At 43.9% G+C, this 14,506-nt stretch carries 9 protein-coding genes; 2 read left to right on the top strand and 7 right to left on the bottom strand.

The genetic code is table 11. From position 1 onward, the window contains the following. Window positions 1–6: 6 nt before the first annotated feature. Window positions 7–2,676 (bottom strand): hypothetical protein, encoded by a 2,670-nt coding sequence (locus F551_RS17130; protein ID WP_018996866.1) that lies wholly within the window; start codon window positions 2,674–2,676, stop codon window positions 7–9. Continuing rightward, window positions 2,676–4,130, bottom strand: coding sequence for an OmpA family protein (locus F551_RS0107415; protein WP_018996865.1), 1,455 nt, complete (start codon window positions 4,128–4,130; stop codon window positions 2,676–2,678). The genes F551_RS17130 and F551_RS0107415 overlap by 1 nt, the downstream gene beginning before the upstream one ends. Before the next feature lie 158 nt (window positions 4,131–4,288). Between F551_RS0107415 and F551_RS0107410 the strand changes: the two genes are divergently transcribed. Next, a complete protein-coding gene (locus F551_RS0107410; RefSeq protein ID WP_018996864.1) occupies window positions 4,289–5,116 on the top strand; it encodes a TrmH family RNA methyltransferase in 828 nt (275 codons plus the stop codon). Further along, complete coding sequence (locus F551_RS0107405) at window positions 5,097–6,011, top strand: class I SAM-dependent methyltransferase (protein WP_018996863.1); 915 nt, start codon at window positions 5,097–5,099, stop codon at window positions 6,009–6,011. Before F551_RS0107410 ends, F551_RS0107405 begins: the two co-directional genes overlap by 20 nt. Window positions 6,012–6,021: 10 nt before the next feature. On the opposite strand, the gene F551_RS0107400 is transcribed toward F551_RS0107405, so the two are convergent. The 5 genes from F551_RS0107400 to F551_RS0107380 form a co-directional block, all read right to left on the bottom strand. After that, window positions 6,022–6,927 (bottom strand): hypothetical protein, encoded by a 906-nt coding sequence (locus F551_RS0107400; RefSeq protein WP_018996862.1) that lies wholly within the window; start codon window positions 6,925–6,927, stop codon window positions 6,022–6,024. A 153-nt stretch (window positions 6,928–7,080) separates the two neighbouring features. After that, on the bottom strand, window positions 7,081–8,379 hold the full coding sequence (locus F551_RS0107395) for a NupC/NupG family nucleoside CNT transporter (protein WP_018996861.1): 1,299 nt from the start codon (window positions 8,377–8,379) through the stop codon (window positions 7,081–7,083). Window positions 8,380–8,453: 74 nt separating this feature from the next. Beyond that, window positions 8,454–9,299, bottom strand: a complete 846-nt coding sequence (locus F551_RS0107390) for a universal stress protein (protein ID WP_018996860.1) — start codon at window positions 9,297–9,299, stop codon at window positions 8,454–8,456. A gap of 41 nt (window positions 9,300–9,340) precedes the next feature. Next, window positions 9,341–10,891, bottom strand: a complete 1,551-nt coding sequence (locus tag F551_RS0107385; RefSeq protein ID WP_018996859.1) for a SulP family inorganic anion transporter — start codon at window positions 10,889–10,891, stop codon at window positions 9,341–9,343. 144 nt (window positions 10,892–11,035) lie between these two features. Further along, entirely contained in the window at window positions 11,036–14,413 is a 3,378-nt protein-coding gene (locus F551_RS0107380; protein ID WP_155825833.1) for a YhdP family protein, read from the bottom strand. Window positions 14,414–14,506 lie beyond the last annotated feature (93 nt).

The following is a 14,506-nucleotide window of genomic DNA, read 5'->3' as shown; positions in this document are numbered from 1 at the left end:
CAATGCTTAAACGTGTTTGCCAGCTCGATATTTACGTTGACCATCGGTTTCTTCACCACGCGCAAGTTTCTTACTCTGTTCAATCCAGTTCTCACGATCGATACGGCCTTTGAATGTTAGATAATTATCTACCCATTCAACCTCCCGACGGGTCCAAGCAGCAATTTGATAGAAATGATAGATTCCTAGATCATGCAAGATGCGCTCAATTTTTGGCCCTACTCCTGCAATCTCTCTTAGATCATCATGCTCCCCTAGCAATGGCTGAGTAAGGTAAGCTGGACGCCCAGTCGATGCCTCTCCCTCAACAAAGTACTCAGACTTTCTAAAACTCTCTTGAAAGCTCTCTGCCGTCACTACTTTGCTTTCTGAAGTGCGCTCTACTGATTGTTCCGTTGACCGACGAGTGTTCTTCCTCGAACGACGTTTTCGTTTTGAAGTTCTTTCGCCGTTTTCATAACTGTACCCCGAACCAGAACGAGACGAAGAAGATAATGATGATGACTTTGAATTAGATGAACGAGAAGAATATGCGCTATTCTCTGTCTCTTCAGTTTTCTCGTTCATTCTGGTTTCGCGCAGTTCCGATAATTCTTCTAAATTATCCAGCGCGTCTCCTGGTCTCTCTTCACTCTCGGTAGTCACAAACGATTGTTCTTCGTCGCTGCGCCCTTCTTCAAGATACCCAATTCTACCCAGCAAATAGCTGTTTCGCCATTTAAGTTTAGTTGTATCACTCTCATCGCCATACTGCGCTTGTTCCCCAATACTGGCGGCTTTATTTTCCTGCAGAGATTTAATTTCTGTTTGAGACGACGATAAGTTTTCTTCAAGATACTTTACGCGACCATTCAGAAAACGATTACGCCATTCCAGTCGCTGAATATCTGCCTCTAATTCTTCTGAATAAGCTTGGTCAAATGAGTTGCTATTGGCCTGAAGTTGTTCATTCCCGGATTCGTCGGAAGTTTCTTGAGAAAGGTCTTCTTCATTTTGTTCACGTAGTTTTTGAAGCGTCCTCAAATAGCTTTCTCTCCAACGAAGACGAACTAATTCAGTTTCTTTCTCAGAAGAAAAAGCTTGAACACGTACCTTCTCTTTAATTACGGGTGGAACAGGAGTAACTGTTTTCTCAATTCCTTCATCCACATCAGAAATCATTTTTGATGACACAAGAGCTGTGTCGCGTTCCAATTCGTTGATTTTCTCTTGAAGATAGTGCGAACGCCAGCGAAGGCGATCCATCCCAATATCCGTCACCAATTCACGAGCATAAGGGGTCTTCGATTTCTCAATCTCTAATTTTTCTTGGCCGTATCGTATACGTTCAGCTAGATAAGCCTCCCTCCAATTGATACGCTCACCATTTAATTTGGTGTTCGCAGGATCAACCAGCATGGTGTTTACCAGTTCGTCGGAGTCTTTTCCAGCAGCTGAAACGTTATTAGATTGATAACGTAGCTTTTCACTTAAATATGTATTCCGCCAATTAGCCCTTTCCGAAGACGAGCCTCTGGAGTCCAATCCATTAGAGTTCTCGAAAGATTTTGGGATAACTTTTAATTTTTCTAACTCTAGGTCTTTTGTAATCGCTTCTTCTTCCAAGAAACGAATGCGCCCTTCAAGGTATCGCGTACGCCAACGTAAACGGTCTAATTGTTCTTTATCTTCTTGATACGATGAATCCGAGCTTTGAATTGAACTTAAACCAGCGGAATTTAGCTCACTAGAGAATACTTCAGAATTTTTCTCAATTGAAGATTCAACATCCAATGCACCAAGTTCATTTGAACCATCGGATTTCCTGTCTTCTTCTAGATACTGAACACGCCCTTCCAGATATCGATTGCGCCAAATGATCGATTGAACATCCACAGCGGATATATCGTCATCAGCTAAAATTGGTTGAGAACTATTCTTTGCTGTTTCAGACACGAACGACTGTTCAACAGCCTTTGGGGAGCCCGAAGTCAGAGCAGACTGTGCTTCATTCACTACATTCGAAGATTCGCTAGGAATCTGAGCATGGAGTCTATCAGCATTCAAACCTTCTTCACTTGCAACACTTCGAACGACGTCTTCAGCTAATAAATCTTCAGGTAAGTCTTCAGCATCATGAATTAGATCCAATGCGGAAGGAAGCACTGCTGATGTGTCAGATTCATTGTTCTTTTCATTTTCCGTTGAAGTTGTTGCAGGAGCCACTTCTAAATCTGACACTTTACTCTCTAAAAAGCGTACTCGGCTTTCCAGATATCTATTTCTCCAACGAATTTCTCCGTCTTTTTCTGAAATATCCCGACTACCAGAGAAAGCCGTTAAACCTGCATAATTATAACTAATATCTTGTTGGCCAGTCGCACCCGCTAAAGACAGTTTTGCCTTTAAACCTGCAACCTCTTCTCTTTCGGCAGACAACTGCTTTAGAAGATCACTATGTTTCTCATCAACTATCGAAACGTAGGGTTTAGTGGTACTTTGCGAGTGACCGATTCCTCCTGATACTCTCAACTCTTCCGGTTCGATATGCTTGTTCGCATAAGCTTTCTCGAGGCTTTTTCTTAAACCTTCAGTCTCATGTGCACATTTACGACAATGCAATGACCATCCAATCAAGCCACCTGCAATAGTGGTTAGAATAAGCCAACCCAACATTTGTGAAACTAGCCAAAACATTAGCGTGTTTCCTCACTTGTCACTATAAACTCAATACGGCGGTTAACTGCCCGTCCTTCTGGAGTTTCGTTACTGGCATCTGGTTGATCAGGGCCATATCCTTGGTAAGACAATTTACCTTCGGGATACCCTCTATCAATCAAATACTGTGCCACTGTCTGAGCTCTTCGATTGCTCAGTCCTATATTCATCGTTCTGCTGCCAACATTATCTGTATGGCCTTCAATCCTGATACTTACATCATTACATCGGCGCGCAACTGCTATCAATTTATCCAATGTGCTTCCGCTTTGTCTGGAAATGTCTGCACGAGCCGTTTCGAAATAAATTTTATTTGCGTCCATAATCAAGGCAAACGCATCCTGACAAACACCAGAAAGATTGTTGCCGTTTTCTCTCAGCGGTAAATCACCTAATTCTGTTAATTCAGGTTCTAACACATCAACATTATACTGAACGCCAAACTGGTTGCCTACATATTTGAGATCATCAGCTAAAAAGCTATAAACACTGTCTGGAGCTACACCTTCGACATAGAGATTCTTATTTGAATAGGAAAGTTTTCCACTTTGAAAGCGAGAAAATTGGGGCAAAGCTTTAATTGCAGTGCGCACCCATCCTCTTTCACCGCCAATGCCAGTTTCATCTACTACTTCACCATCAAAATTGTCTGAAATGACCCTAGTCATCGCCCGTTTGGATTCTCCGTCTGGAACCAAACCGGACAAAATTATCTGATCACCGCGCTTTTCCGCGGACCAATTATAAGGGCCAGTGACCGTAGAAACCGCACTGTAAGGCGAAGATAAATTAGCAAGAACTGTCGCTATAGAATCGACTTTGTCATTTCCAGTTGCTTCTCCTGATACGGTCATATGAAAATCAGACAAAACAACTTTACCTGGTTCCAACCCCGCTAATTGTTCAAGTCCCAATTCCGCCATGTCTGTCCAAGCGCTAACATCAACAACGCCAACACCAAGCTTCAATTGATTATCAATATTGGACCAGCCTTTATTTTGACTGGCACTTAGTATTTCTTCAATGGCCTCACTAGACGGCGCGTGCCCCGTCAGCGTCAAGGTATCGTCAATAACTTCCGCCTGCCATACATAAGGGCTTATCCGCTCTCCTAGCTCAGTAGAATCAATTGTACGAGTGACTCCACCAAAGAAAAGCCCGCCTTTTCCTATACTCTTTCGAGCGATGTTCAGAGCATTAGTTCTCTCAGCTTCCGAAGGTGCTAGCCCTGTGACGATCAGCTTTTGGCCACGCGCTTCAATTTTCGCCCAAGAAATATTATTGTCAGACAATTGGGTCTGAGCTGCTCTTAAGATTCTGGCTTCTAATCTATGCGGAGCTTTGTCACCGAATAACATCGAACCGAATAAGGAAAATGCGAGTAATCCTATTCCGACCCATAGGAGAAACTTGCACCAATTACGAATAATCATGAACACCCCCTCCTTTCTCTACTACGAAGACAACAAAAACATGGTGCCAAACGCAAATTTGTGTTGAACAAAATACAAAATCGCATAACCAGACTAGATGTTATCTTCTAACTAACCGAATTTTAGAAGGTTTTTCATCCCCGAGGAGAGTCAAACTTATGGCGCACGCGCCTTACGAGCATATAACAAGTACTTCCAACCCTACCATTAAAATGATGAAAGGCTTGGATAGGAAAAAAGTCCGCAACGAAACTGGGCTGTTTTTGGCTGAAGGTGCCCGCCTAGTTGTCGACGCCTTAAAGTTTGGATGGACGCCTAAATATATTTTAGTTGGACAAGACACTACAGAACGCAGCGAAATCAAAGAACTTCTCGACAAATGCGCTCTTAAGGGTGCTCGCATACTAACGACGAGTCCTAGAATTCTGTCTGCAGTCTCTAGAAAAGATAATGCTCAGACGGTAATCGCGGCATTCGAACAACGCTCACAAGAACTCAACACTATAGATGTAGAGGATAAGGCTCGATTTATCGCTTTGTATGAAGTTAGAGACCCAGGAAATCTCGGTACAATCATGCGGACAGCCGATGCTGCGGGTGTTGATGGAGTAATTCTAGTAAATCAGTGTTGCGACCCTTTTTCAGTAGAGAGCGTCCGCGCGACAATGGGCGCACTATTCAGCACGACGTTAGTTTCGACAGATTTTGAAACTTTCAATGCGTGGCGACTAAGTAATGAAATCAATATGATCGCAGCCTCAGTAAACGGTACACTACGTCATGATGAAGCAAATTACGCTTCAAAGTCTGTTATTCTTATGGGCAATGAACAGTCTGGCATTCCAGAACAAGCAGAAAATGCATGCGATGTCCTAGTCAAAATCCCGATGGCCGGAGCAGCAGATAGTTTAAACTTGGCGCAAGCCACAGCAATCATGACATACGAAGTTTGGAAAGGAGCCGGATATGACGGAGCCAATCTCTAAATCCGTACCACAAGGGCAGTTCAAATTTCTTAGCGCGTCGGACTGGAAGGATTATAAACTCTTAGATTCCGGCCACGGCCGTAAGCTAGAACAGTTTGGAAAATATACTTTTGACCGACCTGACTCTCAGGCTCTCTGGTCACCTCAAACTCCAGTTCAAGATTGGCAAGCGGACGGCATTTTCAAAGGTGGAGATCAAGATGAAAAAGGCGCTTGGTCATTTATTGCTGGTAAGCCCCCCGAAGAATGGCCGGTTTCTTGGAAAGGTCTAAACATCCAAACACGCTGTGCTGCTTTTCGGCACATGGGACTTTTCCCAGAGCATTCAGTTCATTGGAACTGGGCTATGGAGAAAATTCGAAACGCTAATCGCCCTACTCGCGTATTAAACCTCTTTGGATATACGGGCGTCATGTCTCTTGCATGCGCAAAAGCAGGTGCGGAAGTCGTTCACCTTGATGCTTCACCCAAATCTATTGGTTATGGACGAGAGAACCAGGAATTATCAGGTCTCGGCGACAAACCAATTCGGTGGATATGCGATGATGCTGTTAAATTTCTCCGCCGAGAAGAACGGCGCGGCAGATTTTACGATGGGATTATTCTGGACCCACCTAAATATGGTCGAGGTCCTAAAAAAGAAATCTGGCAATTAGATGAAGGCTTAGACGAGCTATTATCTCTTGTTCGTTCTGTCTTATCGCCAGACGCTTTGTTTGTTATTTTAACAATATATGCGGTGAGATTATCATACATTTCGGTGGGACAAGCTCTGGCTTCCCAACTCAATGGCATGGGTGGAGGCCTCGAATGGGGAGAAATGTCGCTACCTGAGGAAGGTCGAGGATTCGATCTGCCTACCGCAGTCTATGCTCGTTGGTCATCAGACCTATAAACACGTGCCTTTATCTCAAGAGGTAAGGACGGCTAACGGGCTGACAAGCATTGTTCGAAGCTGAGTCTCCAGCTGGAGGGTCTGCAATCCATTTACCTTCTGGGCTCCGACAAGCGTGCATAGTCTCAGTGCCCATATCTGTTTCATAAGTCAGCTCACGACACGTAACTGTCGCAGGAATTGGATCTCGCATGGTGGGACCAGTTACGCGGTGGTACATGCTCTTTGGATCATTTGCCAAGGCAGGACGCAAATCAGCTGGTTCCATATATCCATATGAACGTCCATCCGCTCCGACCATATACCAATCATCAGAATGCATACCCCGAACGCGCCCCATCAGCTGGAGCCTCATCCCAGCGGGAATGGTATCAATTCGCACATTACTTGAAGAAGTAGGCGATGGGCGTAGTGCTGCTGATTTTGTTGTCACATAATCACCTTGCTCAACGCGGAAGCTATCTGGTGTTTTACCAACTTCATCTGCACGAGGGACCGAAACCAATCTAAACGAAGACTTGGTTTTACCTGGCCGCATAATAACTTTTTGCCCTGTTGAAGGTGCCTGCCAGTTCAATACTCGACCATCTGTTTCATCATCAAGAACATTTTGAACTTGTTTTTCGAGTGCTTCACGATCTTCTAAAGCAATTAGAGGCCCCATTCCCATCATCATCGAACTAATGACATATGAGCCAGCTGTTAGACCATGGATGGGTGCGATCCCACCAGCCGCACCACGTCCCATCAACTGACTAGAGGGGGTAGCCTGACAATAAAGGTCGGCGGAACGTGTTTCCAATGTCTCAGTCGTATTTAAATCGGTTACATATAATTGAGCATTTTGTTGATCTACAGTCGCACAAGCTCCAAGGCTTAGAGCTGCAACAGATAAGCAATAATGGCGTTTAGTCATATGTAATGTCATCCAACTTAAATGTTCGATTTGTTATTCTACACGTCTAAAATAGCAGATAGGGCCTGATTCCAACAAGGCAAATCAAGCTATCCAACTGCTATTCGTTTTTCTATATTATATTCAGCACCTTAGTAGGCAGGCGGTCGCCGATCAAGTGACAAATAGTGCCTCTGGTAAAAATCCAACAACAGCACCCGATAGACATGTTGCTAATGTTCCGGCCAATAAAGTTTTCCACGCAAGGCTCAAGAAAACATCTCTTCTGGCAGGCTCCACAATGGACAATCCCCCTATAAGGATTCCAATTGAACCGAAATTCGCAAACCCACATATGGCATGAGCAGTAATGATACGAGATCTCTCGCTGAGTTCCTCAGTAGGCACATTACCAAGATCAGAAAAAGCTATAAATTCTGTGAGGACAGTCTTTACTCCCATCAAAGAACCAGCTTTTTGAGCTTCTTCCCATGGAACACCAATAAGCCACATCAAGGGTGAAAATATCCACCCTAATATTCTTTGGATGGATAACTCTTCTCCGTTAGGCTGAAGAGGTAAATGCCCAAGAATGCTATTTCCCAGATGCAAGATTGCTAGCGCAGCTATTAGCATTGTCGTTATGTTCATAACGATGGCCAAGCCATCCGTTGCACCGCGTGAGAAGGCATCCATGGTAGATTCATATTTGAAATCCGGCTCATGAGCACGCTTAGAAAATTCCGTCATTTCAGGTACTATAACTAGCGCCAACGCGACAGCAGCTGGAGCTGCCATGAATGATGCGGTTAAAAGTTGAGAGAGCGGATTTGCGATGACACCTTCAAGAAAACTGACATAGATAACAAGAACAGAACCAGCAATTGTTGCAAACCCTGTTGTCATCAAAATAAATATCTCAGACCGACTCATACCTTTTAGATAGGGTTTCACTAATACTGGAGCTTCAGTCATTCCCATGAAGATATTTGCGGAAACTGCTAAGCTTGTTGCTCCACCTAGCCCCATTGTTTTTGCGAATATATAAGCAAATCCGCGCGTTATTGCTCGAAGGATGCCCCAATGCCATAGCATTGCTGATAAAGACGCTACAACGATCAAAAGTGGAAGGATTTGGAAAACGAATATTGGCGCAACAAAGCCTGCATCTTCAACAGGAAAAGCCTCATTATTCCCCAAATATCCATATACAAAAGATGTTCCAGCACGAGTTGCATCTTCAAGCATTTGGATAACAATATTTGGTTCACCACTGTCGCCAAACAAGCTGCTTTTTCCAAATAGTTTTGGAACACCGAAAAGTAACAATGCAAAGATAAACTGCAAGCCAACCGCACCAATTACAGTCTTGACCGGAAATCTATCTCTCTTTTCTGATATGCCCCAAGCAATCAAAAATATGACAAATATTCCGATTAGTGCGCGCGCATTATCCCATCCCCAATCAAACATGAATCATAACTCTTCTATCACCCTGAACATTTTGTTGATTGTGATCATCCCCAACAGAATTGATCAAGCAATTTCTATCTATAGAGAATAATTGGAATAAGGCACTTACGGATCATCTCCGTTGTAGTGGACCCGATAATCAAATTTCGGATTCGCGAATGCCCGTACGCGCCCATAGCTAAAAGGTCGTAATCATTTTCTTCGACAAATTGAGTTATGGCGCTCGCTGGCTGCCCCGTAAGTACCTCACTACTCACTTCTAACCCTGCATCCCGAATTTTGTTTTCTAGCAACTTCAATGTTTCTGAATTTACCACAGCATCCGCTGCAACTGTCACGATATGTATGTTGAGATCTTTATATATAGGATTAGTACAGACACTTTCGATCATCTTTTCAGAAGATGACCCGCCATCATAAGCCAACAATACAGATTTTGGTTCTTTGAATTGACGAGAGACAACTAATACTGACTTGTCAGATGCACGAATCACTCGTTCTAAATTTGAGCCAAGGTGCATTTTCGCAAAATCTGCACCCTCGCCCCTTTTTCCGATCAGAAGCAAATCTGCATCTTTTTCAAAAACATTGACTGTTTCGACTAGGTCACCATGCCTTAATTTACACTCGATTTGCTCCACGCCTGCATCTACAACCCGGGCTTTAGCATCATCCAGAATCGCGCGACCTTTTTTCTGTGCTAGTTTTGCGTGTTGTGCATCGAGCTCAGCTAATTCATCCATCAATGATGTTCGCGCACCAAGCCCAATATTTCCGGATAGGTCCATCTTTGAACGGTTACGTTCGTCCAAAACGTGCAACAAATCTAATTCACCGGTAGTACGTTTGCTAACCCAGGCAGCATAATCACAAACACTTTGCGAATATAACGAACCATCAATCAATGCGACGAGTTTCATGTCTGCTCCCCTGCTGTGTAGTACAGTTTCAATGTAAACCTTTAATGCCCCAAAAGACCATCCATGGCACCGGGTTTATCGTGAATAGCCAAGTCATCGACAATGGTTTCAGACGCTTTATTCAACCCTTTTAGTTGAACCTCTGCCCCTTCACGACGGAACTTTAAAACAACTGCATCAACTGCAGCTACACTTGAAATATCCCAAATGTGGGCACGGCTCACATCAATAACGACTTTTTCAAGCGCTTCTTTGAAGTCAAATGACGCATTAAAATCTTCGACAGAAGCAAAGAATAATTGCCCCTCAACAGTGTAAGTGCGTTCTTTTCCGTCCTCACTGAGTTGAGACGATACTCTGAATATTTGAGCAATTTTCCAAGCGAAAAACACTCCAGACAGCAGCACGCCGACCAAAACCCCAATCGCCAAATTATGAGTTGAAATCACCGCTATCACCGTCGCTAGCATTACCACGCTGGAACTCTTAGGGTGAGTTTTAAGCGCTTGGAGTGATGACCAAGAGAAAGTCCCTACAGAAACCATAATCATAATGGCAACGAGAGCTGGCATCGGAATTTTACTAACCATATCTCCTAGCGACACACAAAGAATGATCAGAAATACACCAGCGACAAATGTAGAAAGACGACCGCGACCACCGGATTTCACGTTGATCATTGATTGACCAATCATCGCACAACCAGCCATTCCACCGATAAATCCGGTAAAGAAGTTAGCTATCCCTTGGCCTATACACTCTTGTTTACGGTCACTCGTTGTGTCGGTTAGCTCATCAACAATATTTTGCGTCATGAGTGACTCTAATAAGCCAACTGCAGCTACAGCAGCAGAATATGGCAAGATTATCTGAAGAGTTTCCAGACTTAATGGCACGTTTGGAATCAAGAAATTCGGAAGACTAGATGGTAATTCACCTAGATCGCCAACGGTCCTTACATCAAGGCCCAACCACAATGCCAATCCAGTAAGAACGACAATACAAACCAATGGTGACGGAATTGCTTTTGAGATCAGAGGAAACAAATAGATAATGCCCAGACCAGCAGCTACCATTAGGTAAGTAAGAGCAAGACTTCCACCAGTAAAACATCCTCCGTGATCATCATTGGACAAATCCAACCCAAATAGATCACAAGGCAGTAATTCAGGCATTTGCGCTAAAAAAATCAATATTGCCAGCGCATTCACAAAGCCAGTCATCACAGACTTTGAAACAAAGCGCATCAAATACCCCAAACGCAGATAACCAGCTATTACCTGCAGAATTCCTGCTAAAATTGTAGCTGCGAGCAAATAGTCCAAACCAAATTCTTTGACCAAGTCGATCATCAAAACAGCAGTTGCCGCTGTTGCCGCAGAAATCATCCCGGGACGACCACCGAATATTGCAGTCAAAACAGCAATTGAGAAGGAAGCATACAACCCAATTTTGGGATCAACTCCCGCTATTAATGAAAAAGCAATCGCTTCAGGAATCAACGCTAGCGCAACGACCAATCCAGAAAGTAGGTCGCCTCTAATATTCCCAAACCATTCTGATTTAAGACGATAGACAAAATCTTGATTCACTAGCTAACTCCACGCGGGAAGGACAAAACACTTTATACGTACGTTTCTACTTACGTACTTTTACGCGCTGTCTGACAGAGAATGTCCAGAATCGCCACCCCTGATACCGATTTTTGTAGGAATCCAGCCTACACAGAATAAAGATTAATCGGTTGGTGTATCGGTTCGCTCTGGAGATTGGCTCGGGTTTTCCATCAACCGTCTGAGGAACCCCGGTGTCACAGCTGACAACGGATTGATGGAAACTGTTGCTCGCTCCAGCGCGCCGCGCACAGAATAAGTTACTGCAAATACACCTTCGCCTTGGCGAGAAACAAACAGGTCACCAATAATCGGAATTCCACCCAACGCTGAATTCACACCAAAAGACGGAACAACAACGCCATCCAGACTGATATCCCCGGTATCCATGTGAAGCCAACCACGAGAAGTTAATCCCATAGCGGGTCCGGATGCTTTAATCCCCGGGAAATCAATTCTTCCATTCTTAAATCGCAATGGTGCTTCTATTTCTGTAAACAAGACACCGTCACCATTAAGAACATCTGTCAGCCCTCTCAAACTGGCCAATGCAAATACCTGTGCCAGGATGGGTGCCCCCTTCAACCTCACATCCTTCATATTCATTTCGGCGGTGCCAAATTCCTTGCCCAAAACACCGCTCATACTTAGCGTACCACCAAGCAGGTATTCAGTTTTGAACAGGGTTTTGATTACATAACCAGCATCATCCGACATTAGCTGAAAAAGGATGTCTTCTCCGTCACGTTCAAAGGTTGCTTCGATACCTTTCCCCCGCGCTATGGTTCCAGACACTAACCCACGATCTAAGCTTTCTGGGCTCATGTCTAAAACAAGCTTAGAGTTTAATAACTGAGTATCTTGACGTAATTTAAGTTTGTCGACTGAAATAGTGGCTAAGACATTCACGCCAGGCCCTTGCCCACCTTTTCCAATTTCCGAAACCCCATCGATCCAAGGGCTTGCATCAAGATAAGGCCCTGAGACATTCAGTTGAACATCTCCATTTGCGGACCTATGAACATCCCCTCTCAGATCTAATCTGTTTTCTGAATAAATTCGTTCAATCAGCGCGCGTTGCAAACCTGTTTCTTCTGAAAACGTTAGCTCACCTGCAAGTTCAACACCTTTAGCCTTGATATCCCCAGTCAGTACGGATTCCCCGGTTGCCCCCTTCCCAAATCTGAACTCCCCAGTGCCGGGTACATAAAGCGGTTTTAACCAACCGATTTCAGATAAATTGAGAGCTGCACCCGTTAAGTCAAAATGCATTTCGATACTGTCAAAATCGTTTTTCTGGCCGGAAGCTTCCAATTCTAAATCAGCTTCACCTTGCATAAACGAGCGCGCTGCCAATCCCAGAGAATTGAAAAGGTCTGGCGTCACAACCGCATTGGCTTTCAAACTTGTGTTGCCGCGTTCATCCAAATCTTGAATCCAGGTAAATTCGGCAGGAGCAGATCCGAAACGGCCCGCTCCTTGCAGTTCAAGCGCCTCATTATCTAGATCTACTGTGACATCTGAATTCACCAAACCAAAACCAAAAGCTAACTCAGGAACTTCAGTTTCTAAAAAACCTCCTTTTACATCAAAAAGGATGTCTTCTGCAGTTGTGTTAGCTCCCATTGGACGTTTGATTTCGACGTCTAAGCCCCCACTTCCTTTCATCTCCGAACACTCAAGTTCGTATTCGGAACAAACTTTCAAGCGGGAGCCTTCCAATACATCCATCAAATCTTTTAGTTCGCCGCGACCAGATGCAGTATAAACTGAAATTGCGCCCGCCGGATGAAAGGCCGGAAGGTCAGCGCTTCCCTCATCTAATTCCCACTGACCGAAACGACCACTTTCAAGTTTTATGGTCATACTATTTCCGCGTAATCGACCAACTCCAGCAGCATCGGATATGGGTGGTAAATCAGATAAAAATTTTACTTTTGCACCTTCAACGCGAAAATCCAATGTCAGAGCTTTATCAGGAACAATTTGTTTTGAATTGGTTCCTGGTGGAAAATCCATAAAGAAATTGATATTAGTTCCACGACCATCAAGAATGTTATCTTTCGCCCAATTTCTAGCATCAGCGCCAAGTTTCAATGGCCAAAAACCAAAAACTTGATCAGGTGTGACACGGCCCTCTCCAACCGCCTTCACTTCCACACCTATGCGTTTTCCCAGGCTCTTTTCTTCCTGACCTTCAACGAGTGGCAATTTGGGCTCAAGATACACGCGCCCAGTTCCAGTCCCTCTAAAGTTTTCAACACCACCGCTTACTTTTTCAAATAAAATCGACATGTTTTCCGTGTCGATTGTACCGGTAATATCTGCTTCAAGAATATCCCATGGACGATCAAACATCGGTTGAATTTTCAGCCAAGCATCATTGGCCTTTAAAGAAAAGGGATATTCCGGAGTTTCACTACCGTTGAACAATTGAGCTAGATTGACTTGCCCTTCAAATTCTCCAGCCAAATTATCAGATTTCAAATTTAACTGAGTTAAAGTTACATCTCGAGTTTTAAAATCTGCCAGAGTTTCAAAACTAAAGGATTCGATCATATATGGTTGATCTTTGCCTTCAAGACGCACACTTCCGCCTTCTCCAGCAGCTGAAAATTGAGCTGTTAATATGCCATCTCTTTCACTAGCGGTAGCTCCAATATTTAGATCAACCACCCCATCGTAACGAACGGGAAAATCATCACTGGCTGCGAGTGCAGCAAGCCTTTCAGGGTCAGCTCCTACCACGCCCAATTCTACTGAAAAATTTTCAATGTCATTGTCTGAAAACAACCTCAACTGAAGCGCCTGGGGCGCATCATCTCCCAACAAATCACCAGAAACATCAAGCAATAAACCTTCAGTATCTGCTTGCCAGTTCCCCTCGGCACCAATTGTTTTCCAATCTAAACCTGTAATGCTGTCGGTAATACGAAAGTCAAAATTTGAAAATTCAATTGTTTGAAATGATTGTTGTTCCACATGACCACGAAATTGAGGTATCCAACTGCGCCAATCAAATGCATTTGGAGATGTTTTTTCGGTTTCTTCAGGAAGTTTTTTTCTATCATTCAGAAAATTTTCTTCGGGTGAAACTAGGCTCCATACACCATTAGAATCTCTGTGAAGAGCAGATGAGCCATTTTCTAATCTAACTTTAACGACGTTGATACGTCCTTGCATCAAAGCAACTGTATCAAACCAAACAGCTCCCTTTTCAGCTTCGGCATGGACTTGGTTCTCACTGTTGAAAGTGGTGATACCGCCAATAGTGGCTTCTATACGCCGTTTGTCAGGTGACCATGCCAAGAGCAATGAATCGATCTCAACTGGCTGCCCACCTCTAGCCTCCGTAAGTGCAGCTTCCACCTGCGGACGTAGCACATTCATATCAAGAGGGCCTTTGGTCAATCGCCATGCAAGGAAACCGGCAGCACCTAGAATCAGCAAAACAATCAGTGCCAGTATTTCAAGAACGAGCATTCTTTTTGAAAACTTCATTTTAAAACGCCGATTCTTTTGACACTACACTATACTCTCGACCAAACACTTGCTTACTGTGCTTTCAAATAGACTCATTAAAATACCATTATA

The organism is Hirschia maritima DSM 19733 (genome assembly GCF_000378345.1).
In the GTDB taxonomy this organism is placed as follows: Bacteria; Pseudomonadota; Alphaproteobacteria; order Caulobacterales; family Hyphomonadaceae; genus Hirschia; species Hirschia maritima.
This window is presented reverse-complemented; position numbering and strand designations above follow the sequence as displayed.